This is a genomic window from Oceanicola sp. 22II-s10i (assembly GCF_002210105.1).
In the GTDB taxonomy this organism is placed as follows: domain Bacteria; phylum Pseudomonadota; class Alphaproteobacteria; order Rhodobacterales; family Rhodobacteraceae; genus Pseudooceanicola.
The window spans coordinates 560,523-577,448 of record NZ_AQQU01000001.1 but is presented as its reverse complement, the minus strand read 5'-3'; the positions used below and the strand labels follow the sequence as shown (position 1 = coordinate 577,448).

At 62.8% G+C, this 16,926-nt stretch carries 18 protein-coding genes; 10 read left to right on the top strand and 8 right to left on the bottom strand.

All coding sequences use genetic code 11. From position 1 onward, the window contains the following. Window positions 1-14 precede the first annotated feature (14 nt). The 7 genes from ATO6_RS02945 to ATO6_RS02915 all read left to right on the top strand — a co-directional run bounded on the left by ATO6_RS02945 (window position 15) and on the right by ATO6_RS02915 (window position 7,163). Window positions 15-875, top strand: coding sequence for an enoyl-CoA hydratase/isomerase family protein (locus tag ATO6_RS02945; protein ID WP_051631025.1), 861 nt, complete (start codon window positions 15-17; stop codon window positions 873-875). Beyond that, window positions 872-1,273 carry a Zn-ribbon domain-containing OB-fold protein gene (locus tag ATO6_RS02940; protein WP_088622436.1) on the top strand — a complete coding sequence of 134 codons (402 nt, stop codon included), beginning with the start codon at window positions 872-874 and terminating at the stop codon, window positions 1,271-1,273. The genes ATO6_RS02945 and ATO6_RS02940 overlap by 4 nt, the downstream gene beginning before the upstream one ends. A 7-nt stretch (window positions 1,274-1,280) precedes the next feature. After that, window positions 1,281-2,432, top strand: a complete 1,152-nt coding sequence (locus tag ATO6_RS02935) for an acyl-CoA dehydrogenase family protein (protein WP_088622435.1) — start codon at window positions 1,281-1,283, stop codon at window positions 2,430-2,432. Window positions 2,433-2,479: 47 nt separating this feature from the next. Further along, a complete protein-coding gene (locus ATO6_RS02930) occupies window positions 2,480-3,655 on the top strand; it encodes a hypothetical protein (RefSeq protein ID WP_088622434.1) in 1,176 nt (391 codons plus the stop codon). A gap of 39 nt (window positions 3,656-3,694) precedes the next feature. Continuing rightward, on the top strand, window positions 3,695-4,162 hold the full coding sequence (locus ATO6_RS02925; RefSeq protein ID WP_088622433.1) for a MaoC/PaaZ C-terminal domain-containing protein: 468 nt from the start codon (window positions 3,695-3,697) through the stop codon (window positions 4,160-4,162). 30 nt (window positions 4,163-4,192) lie between these two features. Beyond that, the gene (locus tag ATO6_RS02920; protein ID WP_088622432.1) at window positions 4,193-5,350 is read left to right on the top strand and encodes an acyl-CoA dehydrogenase family protein; all 1,158 of its coding nucleotides are present in this window, start codon (window positions 4,193-4,195) and stop codon (window positions 5,348-5,350) included. A 283-nt stretch (window positions 5,351-5,633) separates the two neighbouring features. Continuing rightward, window positions 5,634-7,163, top strand: a complete 1,530-nt coding sequence (locus ATO6_RS02915) for a class I adenylate-forming enzyme family protein (RefSeq protein ID WP_088622431.1) — start codon at window positions 5,634-5,636, stop codon at window positions 7,161-7,163. Between the two features lie 74 nt (window positions 7,164-7,237). Here the strand turns inward: ATO6_RS02915 and ATO6_RS02910 are convergent, their stop codons facing one another. The 5 genes from ATO6_RS02910 to ATO6_RS02890 form a co-directional block, all read right to left on the bottom strand. Continuing rightward, a complete protein-coding gene (locus ATO6_RS02910; protein WP_088622430.1) occupies window positions 7,238-8,011 on the bottom strand; it encodes an SDR family NAD(P)-dependent oxidoreductase in 774 nt (257 codons plus the stop codon). A 27-nt stretch (window positions 8,012-8,038) separates the two neighbouring features. Beyond that, window positions 8,039-9,190: a CaiB/BaiF CoA-transferase family protein gene (locus ATO6_RS02905; RefSeq protein ID WP_088622429.1), complete on the bottom strand. Its 1,152-nt coding sequence runs from the start codon at window positions 9,188-9,190 to the stop codon at window positions 8,039-8,041. A gap of 87 nt (window positions 9,191-9,277) precedes the next feature. After that, window positions 9,278-10,384, bottom strand: coding sequence for a C4-dicarboxylate TRAP transporter substrate-binding protein (locus ATO6_RS02900; protein WP_088622428.1), 1,107 nt, complete (start codon window positions 10,382-10,384; stop codon window positions 9,278-9,280). Window positions 10,385-10,630: 246 nt separating this feature from the next. Further along, a complete protein-coding gene (locus tag ATO6_RS02895; RefSeq protein ID WP_088622427.1) occupies window positions 10,631-11,053 on the bottom strand; it encodes a PaaI family thioesterase in 423 nt (140 codons plus the stop codon). Next, on the bottom strand, window positions 11,050-11,838 hold the full coding sequence (locus tag ATO6_RS02890; protein ID WP_088622426.1) for an IclR family transcriptional regulator: 789 nt from the start codon (window positions 11,836-11,838) through the stop codon (window positions 11,050-11,052). Before ATO6_RS02890 ends, ATO6_RS02895 begins: the two co-directional genes overlap by 4 nt. A gap of 200 nt (window positions 11,839-12,038) precedes the next feature. Here ATO6_RS02890 and ATO6_RS02885 point away from each other — a divergent pair, with 200 nt between their 5' ends. The 3 genes from ATO6_RS02885 (at window position 12,039) to ATO6_RS02875 (ending at window position 14,931) form a co-directional block, all read left to right on the top strand. Continuing rightward, window positions 12,039-12,794: an enoyl-CoA hydratase/isomerase family protein gene (locus tag ATO6_RS02885; RefSeq protein WP_088622425.1), complete on the top strand. Its 756-nt coding sequence runs from the start codon at window positions 12,039-12,041 to the stop codon at window positions 12,792-12,794. A 723-nt stretch (window positions 12,795-13,517) separates the two neighbouring features. Beyond that, complete coding sequence (locus tag ATO6_RS02880; RefSeq protein WP_088622424.1) at window positions 13,518-14,363, top strand: bis-aminopropyl spermidine synthase family protein; 846 nt, start codon at window positions 13,518-13,520, stop codon at window positions 14,361-14,363. Continuing rightward, window positions 14,347-14,931: a hypothetical protein gene (locus ATO6_RS02875; protein ID WP_088622423.1), complete on the top strand. Its 585-nt coding sequence runs from the start codon at window positions 14,347-14,349 to the stop codon at window positions 14,929-14,931. The genes ATO6_RS02880 and ATO6_RS02875 overlap by 17 nt, the downstream gene beginning before the upstream one ends. Here the strand turns inward: ATO6_RS02875 and ATO6_RS02870 are convergent. Genes ATO6_RS02870 through ATO6_RS25570 form a run of 3 tightly spaced genes read right to left on the bottom strand, consistent with a single transcriptional unit; the run spans window position 14,920 to window position 16,889 of the window. Next, entirely contained in the window at window positions 14,920-15,564 is a 645-nt protein-coding gene (locus ATO6_RS02870; RefSeq protein WP_141101920.1) for a hypothetical protein, read from the bottom strand. The two genes, ATO6_RS02875 and ATO6_RS02870, sit on opposite strands and share 12 nt — an antisense overlap. Continuing rightward, entirely contained in the window at window positions 15,557-16,588 is a 1,032-nt protein-coding gene (locus ATO6_RS02865; RefSeq protein WP_088622421.1) for an ImmA/IrrE family metallo-endopeptidase, read from the bottom strand. The genes ATO6_RS02870 and ATO6_RS02865 overlap by 8 nt, the downstream gene beginning before the upstream one ends. After that, the gene (locus ATO6_RS25570) at window positions 16,545-16,889 is read right to left on the bottom strand and encodes a helix-turn-helix transcriptional regulator (RefSeq protein WP_088622420.1); all 345 of its coding nucleotides are present in this window, start codon (window positions 16,887-16,889) and stop codon (window positions 16,545-16,547) included. Before ATO6_RS25570 ends, ATO6_RS02865 begins: the two co-directional genes overlap by 44 nt. Window positions 16,890-16,926: the final 37 nt, after the last annotated feature.

Sequence of the window (16,926 nt, the reverse complement as noted above, 5' to 3'; positions counted from 1 at the left end):
GGAGGGGAAAAGACATGAGCGAACTGATCCACGTCGAAACCGAACGCGACGGCCCGGTCCTGATCGTCCGGCTGGCTTATGAAAGCGCGCGCAACGCGCTGACCACGGAAATGCGCCGGTCGCTGCAGACCGTGCTGCGGGACATCGAGGAAGACCGGTCGATCCGGTCGATCTACCTCTGCGGCAAGGGCGAAAGCTTCTGCGCGGGCGGCGATCTGAACATGCTCAAGGTCGCCTCGGCCCCATGGGCCGTGCGCCGCCGGTTCCGCCACCTGAACACCGTGCTGCTGCCGCTGATGACGCTGGACCGCCCGGTGGTCTGCGGCGTGCAGGGCTACGCGGTCGGCGGCGGCATGGGGCTGGCCCTGACCGCCGACGTGATCGTCGCAGCCGAAAGCGCCAAGTTCATGGCCGGGTTTTTCCGCCTTGGCGCGGTGCCGGACATCATGACCATGTATACCCTGCCGCGCCTGATCGGCATGGCGCGGGCGCGCAACTTCCTGTTCGGCAACCAGACGATGGATGCGAAGCAGGCGCATGATCTCGGCCTCGCGATGGAGGTCGTCCCCGACGCAGAACTGCACGACCGCGGCCTCGCGCTGGCCCGCAAGCTGGCCGAGGGCCCGGCCGAGGTCATGGGCCTCGCCAAGCAGATCATGCTGCGCACCTTCGAGAACGGGCTGGACGACATGTACCTCTACGAGGAGCTCGGGCAGGCGATGGCCATGTCCAGCGCCGAGTTCAAGGAGGGCCTCGGCGCACTGGTCGAGAAGCGCAAGCCCGACTTCGTCGCCGCCGCCGCGGCCGACCCGGTTTCCAACGGCCTGCCGCCGTCGATTTCGCCTGATACCGCCAAGGAAGGACGCTCGTCATGACCGCTTTGCCCCAACCGACCCGCAACGCAGACTCGCAGGAATTCTGGGATGCGATGCAGCAGGAAAAGCTGCTGCTCCAGGAATGCGGCGACTGCGGCGCGCTGGATTTCATGCCGCGCCACATGTGCCCGGTCTGCTGGTCCCCGAACCGCAAGTGGCGCGAGGCCTCGGGCGAGGGGACGGTGCATTCCTTCTCGATCGTGCGCCGCGCCTCGTCGCCGGCCTTTGCCTCGCGCGTCCCCTACGTGGTCGTCCTGATCGACCTTGCCGAAGGGCCCCGGATGCCGTCCGCGCTGGTCGGGGACGACGCGCTGTCGGTGACGATCGGCGACCCGGTCCGGATGACGTTCGAAGCACGCGGCGAGGAAAAGCTCGCGGTCTTCGAACTGGCGAAGTGAGGTCGGGATGGATTTCTCACAGACCGACACGGAGCGGCTGATCCAGGAACAGACCGCCGCTTTCGTCGCGCGGCACTGTCCCCGCGACAAGGTCCGCACGTGGGACGAAGAGGGCGTCTTTCCCGAAGAGCTCTACCAGGAAATGGCGCGCGCGGGCTACGTGGGCATGTTCGTGCCCGAGGCCTACGGCGGCACGGGCAACCCGATGGCCGAATGCGTGCTGGTCCTTCAGGAATTCGGGCGCATGTCCGTCGACCTGCCGACGCGGCTGGCGCTGCAGGCATGGGGCGCCGCGATCCTCGCCAATTCCGGCAGCAAGGCGCAGTGCGAAAGCTACCTGCCGCGCGTCGCGAACGGCGAGGTCAAGCTGTCCTTCTCGCTGACCGAGCCCGAGACCGGGTCGGATGCCGCGGGCCTCAAGACCCGCGCGGTGCGCGACGGGGATGACTGGGTGCTGAACGGGCAGAAGGTCTATTCCACCGGCGCCAAGGCCAAGGACAACGTGATGATCCTTGCCGCCCGCACCAACCCCGAGGCCAGCAAGCGCGACGGCATCTCGCTGTTCCTCGTGCCGAACGACGCCCCCGGCGTCACGGTCACGCGGATGAAGACCGTGGGCCGCCACATCATCGGCACCAACGAGGTGTTCCTGTCCGACGTGCGCATCCCGGCGGATGCCGTGGTGGGCGAGGTGAACAAGGGCTGGGCGGCGATCACCGCGCATCTTGAGCGCGAACGGATCATGCTGGCCGCGAACTACATGGGCTGCGCCCTCTGCGCGCTTGGCGACGCGATCACATACGCAGGCGAACGGAACCAGTTCGGCCGACCGATCCGCGACTTCCAGGCGATCAAGCACATGCTGGCCGAGATGACGACCGATGTCGAAGCGGGCCGCTGGCTGACCCAGAACGCCGCGTGGCGCTACGATCAGGGGATGCCGTGCGCGACCGAGGCGAGCATGGCCAAGCTGTTCGTGTCCGAGATGCTGGCACGGGTGACGACGCAGGGCATGCAGATCCTCGGCGGCGCCGCCTACACCTACGACCACGACATGCAGCGCCACTGGCGCGATGCCCGCAACGGGACGGTCGGCGGCGGCACCTCTCAAATCCAGAAGGAACTCATCGGGCGGGATCTCGACCGGTGGGCCAGCTGATTTCAGGCCGCGTGGCCGTGTTCGAATTGACAGGAAGGAACTGACACATGCCTGATGGCACTCTGAGAAACTCCGTGGCGATCGTCGGCGTCGGCGAGTCCGACATCGGCAAGGTCCCCGGCATGACCGGGCTGGGCCTGAACGCGCAGGCGGCGATGCGGGCGCTCGAGGAAACCGGGCTGAAGCCGTCGGACATCGACGGCCTGCTGACCGCCTATTCCTTTACCGAGCCCTACTTCATGCTGGGCAGCGTGATGTGCGAATACCTCGGCATCAAGCCGCGGTTCAACGCATCGGTCATCGTTGGCGGCGGCTCGCCCGCCGTGATGCTCAAGCACGCGGCCGAGGCGATCGCCATGGGGCAGGCCGAAACGGTGCTGATCTGCGCGGGCGAGAACCGCGCGACGGGCACCAGCCGGGACGAGGCCGTGGCCGCGCTGCTGGCCGTGGGGCATCCCTATTACGAACAGCCCTACGGCTTTTCGATCCCCGCCTTCTACGCGATGATCGCGCAGCGCTACATGCACAAGTACGGCCTCAGCCGCGAGGATCTGGCGCATGTGCCCGCCGTGACCCGCGCCAACGCGCTGCTGCATCCGAACGCCCACATGAAGAAGCCGATCACGCCCGAGGACGTTCTGGCCTCCAAGCCGATCGCGGATCCGCTGCACATGCTGGACTGCTGCCTGATCTCGGACGCGGGCGGCGCGATGATCGTGACCTCGCCCGAGCGGGCCAAGGACCTCAAGGGTCAGCCGATCTACCTGCACGGCATCGGCGAACACCACACGCACGAGCACCTGATGTGCGCCCCCAGCCTGACCGAGTTCGGCGCCAAGGAATCCAGCCGCATCGCCTATGACATGGCGGGCCTCGGGCCGCAGGACATGGATTTTGCCGAGCTCTACGACTGCTTCAGCATCGTGCCGGTCCTCGAATTCGAGGAACTGGGCCTGGGCAAGGAAGGCGAGGGCATCGCGCACTGGACCTCCGGTGCGGCGAATGTCGGTGGCGCGCTGCCGATCAACACCCATGGCGGGATGCTGTCCCACGCCCATGCCGGTGCGGCGGGTGGCCTGTTCGGCATCGTCGAGGCGGTGCGCCAGCTGCGCGGCGGTCTGGGCGCGCGACAGGTCGAAGGCGCCGAGGTGGGCATCGTCCACAACGAGGGCGGCATCCTGTCGTCGCATTGCACGCTGATCCTCGGCCGCGAACCGCGCTGAGCCGACACAAAGATACCATCACATCAAGGAGCAAATGAGATGACGACCGAAGCCAAGCCGCGCGGCAAGTATTTCGAGGATTTCGAAGTGGGTGAGACCATGGTCAGCCCGGCGCGCACCATCACCTCGACCGACATCGTGAACTTCGCCTGCCTAAGCGGCGACTTCAACGAGGTGCACACCAACTTCGAATACGCCAAGACCACGCAGTTCGGAGAGCCGATCGCACACGGCCCGCTGATCTATGCGGTGATGGGCGGCTTGCAATACGCAAGCGGCGTGAACGACGGCACCCTGCTGGCGCTGCTGCAGATCAACAACTGGAAGATGCTGTTGCCGGTTCTGCACGGCGACACCATCCGGCTGGAGCAGACCGTTCTGGACAAGAAGGAAACCAGCAAGCCGGAGAAGGGTGTCATCACGCTCAAGCGGACCTGCCGGAACCAGCGTGGCGAAGCCGTGCAGGAGATGGAAGCGACGCTGCTCTATCGCCGCCGCCCGCAGTAAGACCGCGCAGACAAGAAGGGAGGAGCCCGCATGCTCGACGGAATGGACAAGTTCGGACTGACCGAAGACCAGAAGCTGATGCGGGACTCGCTCGGCAAGATGATCGGGCGGCTTTTGCCGCCCGACGTGGCCCTGCGCATGGACGAGGCGCGGGAATTCCCGGAAGAAGCCTATCAGGCGCTGGCTCGGGCCGGGTACATGGGTCTGCTCTACCCCGAGGAGAACGGCGGCCTCGGCGCCTCGATGGAGGATTTCACCTTCTTCATCGAGACGGTGGCCTACCACAACACGCAGCTCGCCTCGGCCTACCTGACCTCGGTCCTTTACGGCGGGCGTCACGTTCAGGTCGCCGGCACACCCGAACTGCGGGACGAAATCCTGCCGGGCATCATCGACGGCACCCGCAAGATGGCTTTCTGCCTGACCGAGCCGGACACCGGATCCGACGCGGCCAGCATCAAGACGCGCGCCCGCGCGGATGGCGACGACTTCATCATCCACGGCCACAAGATGTACATCACCTGTGCGCATGTGGCGGACCAGCTGATCGTCGTGACCAAGACCGACCCCGACTCCGGGCATCGCGGGATCACCATGTTCGTCGTGGACGCGAAGGCGCCCGGTGTGTCGATCACGCCGATGAAGACGCTCGGACGGCGGACCATCCACGCCAACACCGTGACGTTCGACTCCGTCCGCGTCCCGGCCTACCGCATGCTGGGAACGATCAACGGGGGCTGGGGGCAGCTGATGCTGGGCCTGAACCTCGAACGGATCTGCCTTTCGGCCTCGGCGGTCGGCAACATGCAGCGGATCGTGGACTATGCATCCGGCTATGCACGCGAACGGGTGCAGTTCGGCCATCCGGTCTCCTCCTATCAGGCGGTGGCGCACAAGCTGGTGGACATGCAGATCATGACCGACGCCGGACGTGGCCTGACCTATCGCGCGGCCAAGCTGCTGGATGCCGACGCAGACTGTTCGCAGGCCTCGGCCGTGGCCAAGATCTTCACCACCGAAAAGAACGTGCAGTGTGCCGACATGGGAATGCAGGTCATGGGCGGCGCCGGATACAGCATGGATCACATGATGCAGATGTTCTGGCGCGACTCCCGCGTCGGCCCGATCGGCGGCGGCACGAACGAGATCCTGCGCAACGTGATCGGCAAGCGCATGGGGTTGATGTAACGGTTCAGTTGCGTAGGTAATTCCGACCTGAGCGCGGGCGTCTTAGCGTCCGCGCCATCTAATTGTGATTGCGATATTTTTTCATAATCTTGCGGTCCGCATGCTCTGCGCTTTTCTTGACCTTATTCAGCGTGTCGAATAACATTCAGCATGCAAGAATCTATCAGCGAGAGTCTTGAGTGCACGATAGCCGCTGCCTCTTGCGGACAGCCGAAAAGCGGCGTGCGCGGCTGACGTCGCCGTGACCGAACACCCCGAAACCGCCAATCATCCGAGGACACGCATGTTCCGTTTCATCCCGCCCGACGTCGAAAACGAGACCTTCTTCAGCCTCGGCCACTCCATCGCCAAGAACGCGGCGCGGCTCGGTGAAAAGCCCGCCATCGTCATCGAGGAACGCGAGGTCAGCTGGCACGACTTCGGGGCGATGGTCGCCAGCGTGGCGGGCAAGCTGAACGCGCAGGGGATTGGACGGGGCGATATCGTCGCCACGCTGTCCGAGAACTCGCTCGAGAACGTCGTGATCTACGCGGCGGTGGTCTATGCCGGCGCCTGCGTCGCGCCGCTGCCGATCTCGGCCACCGCGGAGTCGCTGCAGCGGATGATGGCGGACAGCGGGGCGGAGCTGCTGTTTGCCTCGCCCGCGTTCATGGAGACCGCCAAGGGGATGGGCGCGCCGCAGGTCCTCGACCTGTCCCTTCTGTTCGACTGGGCGATTGACGCGGACCCGGCGGAGCCCGCGGATGTGGTGCCCGATGACCTGTTCGACATCATCTATTCCTCGGGCACGACCGGGCTGCCCAAGGGGATCGTGCACGAACACCGGTTCCGCTCCCGCCAGCTGGCCCGCGTCATCCGCTTCGGTCTGACAGAAGAGTCGCGCTTCATCATCTCGACGCCGGTCTATTCGAACACGACGTTGCTGGGCCTTGTCCCCACGCTGATCTTCGGCGCGACGCTGTTCGTCATGCCCAAGTTCAGCACGCTCAAGTTCCTTGAGCTTTCAGAGCGCCACAAGCTGACCCACACCGTGCTGGTCCCGGTGCAATACATGCGCCTGCTGGCCGAACCGACCTTCGGCGACCACGACCTGAGCAGCTACGTCTGCAAGATCTCGACCTCGGCCCCGCTGCCGCGTCCGACGATCGAGAAGGCGATGGCGCAGTGGCCCGGCGACCTGATCGAGGTCTACGGCATGACCGAGGGCGGCGTGTCCTGTTCGCTGAACTACCGGGCCTTTCCGGACAAGTGGGACACCGTCGGCAAGCCGGGCGAAGGCGTCGACATCCGGATCATCGACGAGGCCGGAAACCAGCTGCCGCAAGGCGAGTTCGGGGAACTGGTCGGGCGCGGGCCGTCGATGATGCCGGGCTATCACAACCTGCCGGAAAAGACCGAGGAGCTGATCTGGACCAGCCCCGAGGGCCAGCACTTCATCCGTTCCGGCGACATGGGTTGGATCGACGAGGACGGGTTCATCCACCTGACCGACCGCAAGAAGGACATGATCATCTCGGGCGGGTTCAACATCTACGCCGCCGACCTCGAAGCGGTGCTGATGAAGCACCCGGATGTCACCGAGGCTGCCGTGATCGCGGTCCCCAGCGAGGCATGGGGCGAGACGCCGCTCGGCTTCGTGGTGCTGGGCAACGGCGGCGGCACCGGGGCCGAGGCCCTGCGGGACTGGGCCAACGAACGGCTGGGCAAGACGCAGCGTCTGTCAGAGGTTGTGATCCTCGACGAGATGCCGCGCAGCGATATCGGCAAGGTGCTGAAGAAGGACCTGCGCGGGCCCTACTGGCCCGATCGGTAAGGGCTGCTTCCGCGAGATGAAAAAGCCGTCCGCCTTGCTGGCGGACGGCTTTCGTATTTCCGGAGGGCCGAGGATCAGGCGGCGGAGATGCCGCCGTTGATGCTGATCGCCTGCCCGGTCAGGCGGCTGCTGTAGGGGCTGGCGAGGAACACGCAGGTCGGCGCCACATCGACCGGGGTCGGCACGCCCAGTTTCGCCTTGGACGCGGCCTTGCCGAAGATCCGCGCACCCGCCTCGGTCGCCATGACGCGGTCGTAAGACTTGGTGTCCGCGATGATCGACGGCGTGATGACGTTGACCCGGATTTTCTGGCGCGACACCTCGAGCGCGAGGGTGCGGCAGAACATGATGACCGCCGCCTTCATCGCGCCGATCAGGGTTTCGGCCGGCGTGGCCAGCTTGCCCGCGTCCGAGGCGACGGCGACGATGGATCCGCCTTCGGTCATCATCGGGATCACCGCGCGGCAGCAGTTCATGAAGCTGCGGACGTGGCCGTCGAAATGCGCCTGGTCGTCGTCGGCATCGAGATTGGCGAAGAACCCCGGCTTCACCTGCGCGCCGCCGCAATGCACGAAGGCGTCGAGGCGGCCGACCTTGGCCTGGATCGACGCGAACATGTCGCGCAGCTGCGCCGGATCGGTCAGGTCGGCGGAGACGAACAGCACCTCGGTCTCGGGATAGGCTGCGGCGATCTCGGACCGGACGCGCTCGCCACTCTCGGGCGAGCGTCCGTTGACGATGACGGTGGCCGCGCCCGAGGCGGCGAACAGCCGCGCGGTTTCACGACCGATACCCGAGGTCCCTGCGGTGACGAGGCAGGTCATGCCGTTGAAGGCATTGGGAAACATTTGGCTCTCCTATTTCTTGAATTGTGCCTATTTGCGCGCGCCGAGCGCGCCGCTGGTCCAGAGCGCGTCCTGCGCGGATCTGTCGAAACCCCAGTCGTCGAGGATGCCGTCGGTGTCGGCCCCGTCGACCGGTGCCGATCCCCGGACCTCCGACGGTGTCCGCGAAAAACGAGGGGCAGGGGCGGGCTGGGGGACGCCGTCGACCTCGACAAAGGCGTCGCGCGCCTTCATGTGCGGATGCACCTGCGCCTCGTCCAGCGCCAGGACCTGCCCGAAACAGGCATCACGATCCTTCATCGCCTCGTCCCACTCCGCCGCCGTCTTCGACGCGAATACCTCCTCGAACCGCGCGCGCATGTCGGGCCAGCCGTCGCGATCATACTGTTCCTTCAGGTCCGCAGGGTCGATGCCCATGCCTTCGCAGAGCTCGCGGAAGAACTTCGCCTCGATGGCCGCGACGCTGACATACCGCCCGTCCCTGGTGCGGTAGGTCCGGTAAAACGGCGCGCCGCCGTCGACGATGTTGCTCTCGCGCTCGCTGACCCAGCGACCGGCGGCGACATCGCCGTGATAGGTCGCGACCAGAGAGCTGACCCCGTCGACCATCGCGCAGTCGACCACCTGTCCCTTGCCCGACGTCTTCGCCTCCAGCAGCGCGCCCAGCACACCGACGACGAGGTAGAGCGCCCCGCCGCCCAGATCGGCCACGAGGTTCAGCGGAACCGAGGGCGGCCCGTCCTTGGGGCCGATGGTGGACAATGCGCCGGCGAGGCCGAGGTAGTTCAGGTCGTGCCCGACATCCCTGGACATTGGCCCGGTCTGGCCGAGGCCGGTCATCCGTCCGAAGACGAGGCGCGGGTTCACCGCCAGCGCTTCGTCCGGGCCGACGCCGAGGCGCTCCATGACGCCGGGCCGGAAGCCCTCGATCAGAGCGTCCGCCTTGCCGATCAGGTCCAGCAGCAGCGCGCGGCCCGCTTCGGTCTTCATGTCGACGGCGATGCTGCGGCGGCCGCGGGAGGTGATGTTGTATTTCGGTTCGCGCGGCAGGCCGAGGCCGCTCGGCACGGTGCGGTCAATGCGGATGACCTCGGCCCCCATGTCCGACAGCAGCATCCCGGCAAAGGGCACGGGACCGATGGCCCCCATTTCGATAATCTTCAATCCGCTCAGTACGCCCATGGGATTTCCTTCACTTTCGGCATCGGGGTGAACTCTGTCGGACCGGGCGCGGCCGTGCGCGCCCGGTCCGGTGACTTTGGGCCGGGATCAGTTGCCCAGCTTGGAATAGATCTCGCGGCGCAGGGCCTCTTCGACCTTGGCGACGTCGCCGCCGACCTCTTCCGAGATCTTCTTCCACTTGGCGATATTCGCGACGAAGGCGTCCGCCACCTCCTGTGCGCCCTCGGCACCGCGCTCACCGGCCTTCTCGACGGCGGCCGCGATCTCGGACTTCTTGTATTCCGTCAGCAGGGCGTCGATCTCGGCGTCCTTCTCGTAGACCGTCACACCGTGCTCGGCCGCTTCGGCCACGGCTTCGTCATCTTCCTCGACATAGCCAACCGCGAGCCGGGCAAGGGCCGAAGGGGTCGCGTCGATGATCATCGCGCGGTCCTCGTCGGTCAGCCCCTCCCAGGATGCGGTGTTGAAGGCGACCAGCGCGCCGCCGCCGAAGCCGGCCATTTCCTGGCGCAGAGCATGTTTGGACACGTCCCAGAGCGACAGCGACTTGAGCCAGCCGATCGAGCCGAAGACACAGTCGAGCTGCCCGCGCTGGAGCGCCTCGTAGGCTTCCGACGTCGCCACGCTGACGGGGATCCCGCCCATTTCGTTGATCCAGCGGCCATAGGCATCACCCGACGACCGGATCTTGAGCCCCTGGATATCCGCGAGCGTCTGCACCGGTTCCTTGCACATCAGGCTGTAGGCCGTCGTGGCATAGGAGCCGAGGTAGGTGACGTTGTGGCTCTGGTATTCCTCCAGGCAGGACGGACAGTCCAGAAGCACGGTTTCGTTCAGCGCGCCGATCATGGTCACTGGATCCTCCATCACCATCACCATGTCCGAGATGACGTTGTTCAGCGGGATCTCGTTCGGGACGTAGATCGAGACGATGAAGCCGCCGTCGATCAGGCTGGTCTCGATCGCCGACAGCGTGTCCTTGGGCCCGGCCAGTGCACCGCCGGCCTGCAGGTTGATGTTCAGCTTGCCGCCGCTCTTCTCGGCGATCTCCTCGAACATCGGGGTCAGCGCGAACACGTTGCTGGGGTGCGTGGGCGGCAGGAAGTTCCCGTATTCGAGGTTCTGCGCGACGGCAGGGGCGGCCAGCAGGCTGGCAGCCATGACGGTGGCGGACAAGGTGGTTCTGGTCTTCATGAGGTCTCCTCCAAGAGTGTGCAGCGGGGCTGCGGTTTGAGACGTGCGTTGCGCCGGTTCGCGAGGTCGCGAGGCGGTCACACGTTCGGTTGTCTTGCGCACCGGACCCGCCGGGCCCGGCTGGCGTCAGGCAAAGACCATCCGTTCGCACGCTGCGGTGAAAGCGACGTGCGTTACCTGCGGGAATGAGGGAGTCATGCCCGGTGATCAGAGGGTCTCGGTCTGTTCAGGATTGCGGTCGGCGGATCAGGCCGGTGTCGAAGTCTCTGTCCTCTCGGCTGCGACGGCGCAGATGGCCTGACCGTTGGCGACGAGCTTTTCGCCCGGTTCGGCCAGGATATGGATGTCGGAGAAATACAGGCGGCGGCCCTTTTTGGTCAGGCGGGCATGGGCGACCAGCCTGTCGAACTTGCCGAAGGGCACGGCCGATATGTAGTTGCAGGTCATCGACACGGTCGCACCGGGTGTCGGCTGTCCGTCCGGTCCGCCGGCCCACATGCCCGCCGTGTCCAGCATCGTCGCCAGAACACCACCGTGGACGGTGCCGTTAATGTTGCAGTGCTCGGGCCGGAGCGACAGCTCCAGCACGCAGGTGCCCGAGCCGGACTCCAGCCGTTTCATCCCGACCAGCGTGCCGAAATTCGGCTTGGGGTCGTGTTGTGTGTTCATTGCTTTCTCCTGTCGGATGGCGCGGTCGCGCCGAAGACATTCGCCTCGATACGCCTTGCGAGGTCTTTCAGCCGGAGTGCGATGTCTTGCATGCGGTCCTGTGTGAACTGTCCGGCCAGGCTGATGGAACTGAGGCCGATCCGTGGCCGTCCGCCCTGATCGCAGGCCAGCGTCGCGGCGAAATTGGCGCCCGTGAAAAGGTTGCCATAGTCGAAGGCAAAGCCCGTCTCGCGGCAGGCTTCGACATCGCGCCAGTAGTCCTCGAACGACGGCGGATTCTGCCACCGGATTCCGTCGAACTTCTTGCGGGTCGCGGCTTCGGTGATGCCCGTCATGGCCGCGTAGCAGCGCCCGACGGCACCGACGTAGGCCGGAACCCTTGCGCCCTCGCGCATGCTTACGAACAACGGCAGGCGGCTGACCACGCTGTAGCGGAGGATGAAATGTTCGTCCTCGGTCACTTGCCAGAGTGCGATCATAACGCCCAGATCATCGGCGACCTCGGCCACGGTAGGCCGGACAATGTCGAAGGGATCGGCCGCGAGCAGCGGGCTGACCAGCCCGATCATCCCCATTCCGATCCGGTAGGTCTTGGTCTCGGGGTCGAAGCTGACCAGCTCTTCACCGGCAAGCGTCCTGAGGATCGTGAACGTGCTCGACACGCTCAGCCCGGTTGAGCGCGCGATGGTGGTTACGCCCTCGGCCTCGCCGCTGTGCGCAAGATAGCGCAGGATGATGGCCGCGTTCCGGATGGCCGGAACCGGTTTGGGTTTGTCCGTGGTCATCGCACGACGCCCTCGCTCCCTTGACGTGATTCAGGATACGGAATAGCATTCAACATGCAAGATCATTCTTTCGATGTTGTGGGTCCGCGGCATGTGCAGGCACACATCGCGGGACCGGTAAATGAACAAGGGCGGGGCCAGCGGGACAAGCCCGTCGACGCCCTGTCCCGGAAAGACAGAAACAGGAATAGGCCAGGCGCATGATTATTGAAACGCGCAGCGGCGGTGTCGTCACCCTGCTCATGAATGACCCGGAAAAGCGGAACGCGTTCTCGATCCCCATGCGCCTCGCGCTTCTCGACAAGTTCAGGGAGCTGGAAAGCGACCCCGATGTGCGGGTGATCGTTTTTTCGGGTGCGGGCGGCGTATTCTGCGTGGGCGGGGACGTCACGTCGATGGGCCACAAGCCCATTGGCGAGGCGTTGGACCGCATGCGGATCGTCCACGATCTGGTGCGCCTTCTCGCGCAGAGCAGCAAACCCAAGATCGCCGCGGTCGAGGGCTGGGCGGTCGGGGGCGGGCTCGCGCTCGCGCTGCTGTGCGATACCATCGTTGCGGCCGAGACCGCCCGCTTCAAGGCCGGGTATGGCGGTATCGGCATGGCGCCGGATGTCGGGATTTTGCACACCCTGCCCGCGCGGGTCGGGCGTGGGCGCGCGCGGCAGATCTTTCTCTATGACGAGGCGTTCAACGCCGGTCAGGCTCTGGACTGGGGCATTGTCGACTCGATCGTCCCGGAAGGCGGCACGCTGGAAGAGGCGCAGCGGCTTGCCGCCATCCTCGCGAACAAGGCTCCGCTGCCGATCGCGCTGACCCGGTCGGTTCTGTCGTCCGGTCTGGACGATGTGCTGATGCGGGAACGCGAAATTCAGGCGCTCATGTTCAGTTCGGAGGACCACGCCGAAGGCAGGGCGGCATTCTTCGAAAAGCGGGCGGCGAAGTTCACCGGGAACTGAGAGGACAGGTCTGTCCCACCTCCCCCCGCGCCGCGCTTTCCGTTCGCGGGACATGATGACGGACAGTCTCTGAAAGGCCGGGGCCCGCCATGCTGCGTGGCCCCTTGCTCCGCTCGGGGCAATGGTGCCTTGGGCCACCGAATTTATCGCACATATCTTCAGGAAAAAAGAAAAGCCGCAGACCTGACAGGTTCATGCGGCTTGTTCGTATGTATGGTGCCCAGGAGAGGTGCGTGGCACAGATTTAACTGTATATATATCAGATAGTTACCTGACACAACAGCGAGGTTGTGGACTCGTTTGTGGACCTTCCGTTTCTAGAGGCCACAAATGTAGCGCTGCGAATCCCACCTCCTCCGCCATGATGCAAGAGAAAAAATTTATCGTTCGATTACATGTGGTTGGGGCGCAGTCTCTCTTGTCGATCACACACGTTAACCACACACGCCAACCACACCCGGTGTGATGAATAGTTGAATTGCGAGGGGTGGCTAATCAAGCCCGTAGATACCGTTGCACTTGCCTTTTTGGTCCGCAGGTTCGCGACTTCTGCGTGTCTGATCCTAATGAAGTGCTGCGATCAGTGCGGCATCGGGTTGTGAGACGGGCGCCCGCCCCAAATCCTCGATCAGGTTTGGAGAGGCTTAGGTGGAAATATTTCCTAGGCGTTTCAGGGTTAGTGTGGAATCTTTTGCGCTCTATGATTTCTTTGGGTTGCATGGAATGCCTGAGATAGATTTGCGAGACGCTATGAATGCTGTCTCTGACGTCATTCAAAACCGTCCGAGACCGCTACGGGAATTCGATCAAATTTACATGAAAGCTGGGGATATGGTCATGCAAAGCGAGTTCGTGGCTCGCTGGACTGACGGCAAGCGTCTGGTTTTCGTTGGTGATGGGGATGCGATAAGCGTCTGCGTGTCCTACCTCAAGAGCCGCGAAGTCCTCGAATACGGCCCCAGCAAGGTGATGGTTCTCGACTTCGATGAGAGGATTGTAAACGCTGTAAAGCGCTTTGCGGATAAGGAGAGGTTGGAGAACTTGGACGCGCGGCTCTACAATGTGCTTGATGCGTTGCCAGACGACCTAGTTGACTTTGATTGCTTCTACACTAACCCACCTTGGGGCCAGTACAACAATGGGTTGAGCATCAATCTGTTCGTTGACCGTGGCATGGAGGCCGTCTCACTTTCTGGCGAGGGCTTGGTTGTGATTGCGGATGACCGTGAGCTGCCGTGGCCGCAAGAAGTTCTTGCCCAAGTGCAGCGACATGCAGCAGAGAGTGGCTTCTACGTAGCTAGAATGCAACCAGAGCTGCATCTTTATCACCTAGATGACGCCCCCGATCTACGGTCCTGCAATTTGCTTTTTAGATCCAGGCCGGGGAACTCGACGGAGCGCGTGAGCAAGCCAGTTACCGACAAGCTGCGGCTCGAGAATTTCTATGGCAGAACAAAGGCTCCAAAGGTCCGCTATATTCGGGAGTTGAAATCCTTGAACTATGGTCAGGCGCACGACACGGAGTACAAGCTAGAGCTTCTGGAGGGGCTGCATGAACGAGATTCTTAAGCCGGGCGCAGGTGTAATCTTCATGAAGGTGGGGACGCACGCGAATGAGGACCTGGAAGACATCATCCAGCGAAAGCAAAAAGAGATCGATGACGAGGGGTTCGCGATGTGGGGATATGGAGGTAACACTTGCCACCCCGTCACGATGGTTCAGCCATTCGCGGAGGAGCATGCAGAAGCAGGGAGCCCGATCATTCTTTGCATGGAGCCGATGGATTCCAAGCACTTTGCCGAGCCGATTCGAGCGGACGAATTCTCCGTCGACGGCCTGACCTGGAAACCGGTCCCCGCCGGCATCAATGCTGTTGGCTCCCGTTTTGCTCTTTGTATTCAGAAGCTCCAGTTGGCGGACTTTGACCTGCCATTGGCGGCCACCGAGGTGGCGGTGGGCAGGAGTGCTGGACGCCTAGGTAGTCAGTATGTCCGAGGCCGGGTAGACAAAGCCTGTCTCAATGTGCGTGAAGCCGAAGCGCTTGTGAACAATCCGGCAGAAGAGAAGAGGTTGAAAATCGGACTGACGGCGGAGCTGTGCGATCCCTGGGCGGTCTTCCTTCGGTCAACTGGCTAGGTTGGGCGCTGTAAACTCAGAGGACTCCTTGGCCAGATGCTTTTGATAACTTAGGAGCGCATCTAGTGCGGAAGTCTCTGACGAGCCTTCCGAAGAGCACCCGAAACAGATTCCTGCAGTCTTATCGCAAGGGTCGCCGCAGACCTTCCCGCGTAGTTCGCCAAAGTCCAACTGGCGAATTAGCTGAGCTAAGATTTGCTCTAGCGTGATGATTCGCCCTCTAAGAGGTTCGATCAAATTGAGGGTTTGTGAGAGCGGTTGGCAGCTGCAAACAGCTCTTTTGTCTCCAGTTGCAAGCTTCTTGACATCTCGCTTCAGAGACACTGCGATCAGGATACTTTCGCCGGCGTCCAGATCCAGTTCGCTGTCAATAGCGGCCGCCTCGATCTCCGCGGCAAGCTCTATCTCCTCGTCGGTGGCTTCGAGCTCAGAGCCCATGGCAAGGAAGTTCGCAAGGGCAGACTTTGCTTCGCAGGACGCTAAGGTAGCGATTCGCTTCCCAACTACAAATTTCAGAGTCGCTAGGTACCCAATTTCGGAGACGGGAACCTTTAGGGCATCAGGCAGAGCGGCAGAAACGGCCCAGCGAGAGAGCTTTTCAACCACGTCATTGTCAACTACCGCCTCAACCAACCTTGGGCGCTCCCAGAATGGCTTTCAGATACGCAGCCTCGTCGTCCTGATATGCAGACCAGTTCAGCTCCCGTTGCGCGACTAGATTGAGAAAACGCCAAACGTCTCCTTTTTTTTCGTAGATGTGACTAAGGGCGGCGTTGGCAACGCGCCAGTTTCCGGTCTGGTGCCCGTAGCAGAGGGCAATAGTGCCCGGTTCTATCGCTCTTTCATTGGAGGTTCGCAATGCTGCGGAGGCGAGTTCGAGGCCGTTTCTTGGAGGCTCATTGTATTCTAGCTTTGGAGTGCTTTGCCCGGTAAGCAGTTCTAGAGCAAACTCATCTGCTTCTCTCTCCTCAGCATCATCTTCATCAGCCGTTAGGACTTCCTCGAGGTCTACGATTGCGTTTCCATCAACGAGGTGGCTGGACGCGATGTGCCCCAGTTCGTGAGCTACATGGAAGGCTGTTGGAGCTGGGAACTTTGCATCCTTGCCGATTAAGATTGCATGCCCAGATTCAACTCGAACGGCCATGGCGACCATGTGTTTTGCGGCGAGCGGGAACACCCTCAAATGAATTACTGGGATGCCCAAACCCCAAGATGCAGCGCAAAGGTCTTGGAGGCGTACGAAAGGCGCGTTCTTGAGGATTGCGCGGCGAAGTGTGCTCGCGTCTGGCACTTGATCATTTTGGTAGAGTACGCCCTTTCTAAGGTGGCGTGTGAGTGCGACACCAAAAGATGTGAGCGCTGCTTGTTCCCCGCCGCCATAGTTGGATAGGCCCTTAAACTTCGCCTCGTGCTTCCAGACGAACTCAGGTTGCGCCTCGCCAATGACGGACTTTGGTGATAGCCCCAAGCGACGGGCCACCGTAAACCGAAGTTCTGCTTGTGCGGATTTCGAGCTCTCTGCATCGTCGCTCCACCAATTTGGCCAAACAGCGGAGATGGCTGGAGAAGAGATGCCTAGCGCAGCGAGCTCTTCCCGGAAGCCTTTCGAACTAGTCTTCACGACTTTGCCCTCTTCTAGCTGCGACGTATTCATTCAATGCCTGGATCAGTTTGTCCAATGCATTCGCTTCTCTAGCGCTTTGAGGTTTTAGCGACGCCAAGCTAATGACGTTGTCGGTCTTGGAAAGGTGAATATATGAATATTCGGCATCGTCAGGGCTTCGGGCTTCAAGCTGAGCTGCTATCCGACGGTGGGCGGGCCCGTGCCTTACGGGTAGGCCACGGAAAAGTCTTGAAATAGTTGGCTGGCTCACGCCGAAGTGGGCGGCGAGTTGCTTCTGTGTCATGCCCGACGTGGCGGCAAGCTGACGCAATTTCTCATGTAGCTCTTGCATGAATGTGAATATGCATGAATAGTCGCGGTAGCCAAGG

Excerpts from the sequence above, each read along its gene's own strand:
- ATO6_RS02945 (WP_051631025.1), top strand. The coding sequence starts at position 15 with ATGAGCGAACTGATCCACGTCGAAACCGAACGCGACGGCCCGGTCCTG.
- ATO6_RS02940 (WP_088622436.1), top strand. The coding sequence starts at position 872 with ATGACCGCTTTGCCCCAACCGACCCGCAACGCAGACTCGCAGGAATTC.
- ATO6_RS02935 (WP_088622435.1), top strand. The coding sequence starts at position 1,281 with ATGGATTTCTCACAGACCGACACGGAGCGGCTGATCCAGGAACAGACC.
- ATO6_RS02930 (WP_088622434.1), top strand. The coding sequence starts at position 2,480 with ATGCCTGATGGCACTCTGAGAAACTCCGTGGCGATCGTCGGCGTCGGC.
- ATO6_RS02925 (WP_088622433.1), top strand. The coding sequence starts at position 3,695 with ATGACGACCGAAGCCAAGCCGCGCGGCAAGTATTTCGAGGATTTCGAA.
- ATO6_RS02920 (WP_088622432.1), top strand. The coding sequence starts at position 4,193 with ATGCTCGACGGAATGGACAAGTTCGGACTGACCGAAGACCAGAAGCTG.
- ATO6_RS02915 (WP_088622431.1), top strand. The coding sequence starts at position 5,634 with ATGTTCCGTTTCATCCCGCCCGACGTCGAAAACGAGACCTTCTTCAGC.
- ATO6_RS02910 (WP_088622430.1), bottom strand. The coding sequence starts at position 8,011 with ATGTTTCCCAATGCCTTCAACGGCATGACCTGCCTCGTCACCGCAGGG.
- ATO6_RS02905 (WP_088622429.1), bottom strand. The coding sequence starts at position 9,190 with ATGGGCGTACTGAGCGGATTGAAGATTATCGAAATGGGGGCCATCGGT.
- ATO6_RS02900 (WP_088622428.1), bottom strand. The coding sequence starts at position 10,384 with ATGAAGACCAGAACCACCTTGTCCGCCACCGTCATGGCTGCCAGCCTG.
- ATO6_RS02895 (WP_088622427.1), bottom strand. The coding sequence starts at position 11,053 with ATGAACACACAACACGACCCCAAGCCGAATTTCGGCACGCTGGTCGGG.
- ATO6_RS02890 (WP_088622426.1), bottom strand. The coding sequence starts at position 11,838 with ATGACCACGGACAAACCCAAACCGGTTCCGGCCATCCGGAACGCGGCC.
- ATO6_RS02885 (WP_088622425.1), top strand. The coding sequence starts at position 12,039 with ATGATTATTGAAACGCGCAGCGGCGGTGTCGTCACCCTGCTCATGAAT.
- ATO6_RS02880 (WP_088622424.1), top strand. The coding sequence starts at position 13,518 with ATGCCTGAGATAGATTTGCGAGACGCTATGAATGCTGTCTCTGACGTC.
- ATO6_RS02875 (WP_088622423.1), top strand. The coding sequence starts at position 14,347 with ATGAACGAGATTCTTAAGCCGGGCGCAGGTGTAATCTTCATGAAGGTG.
- ATO6_RS02865 (WP_088622421.1), bottom strand. The coding sequence starts at position 16,588 with ATGAATACGTCGCAGCTAGAAGAGGGCAAAGTCGTGAAGACTAGTTCG.
- ATO6_RS25570 (WP_088622420.1), bottom strand. The coding sequence starts at position 16,889 with ATGCAAGAGCTACATGAGAAATTGCGTCAGCTTGCCGCCACGTCGGGC.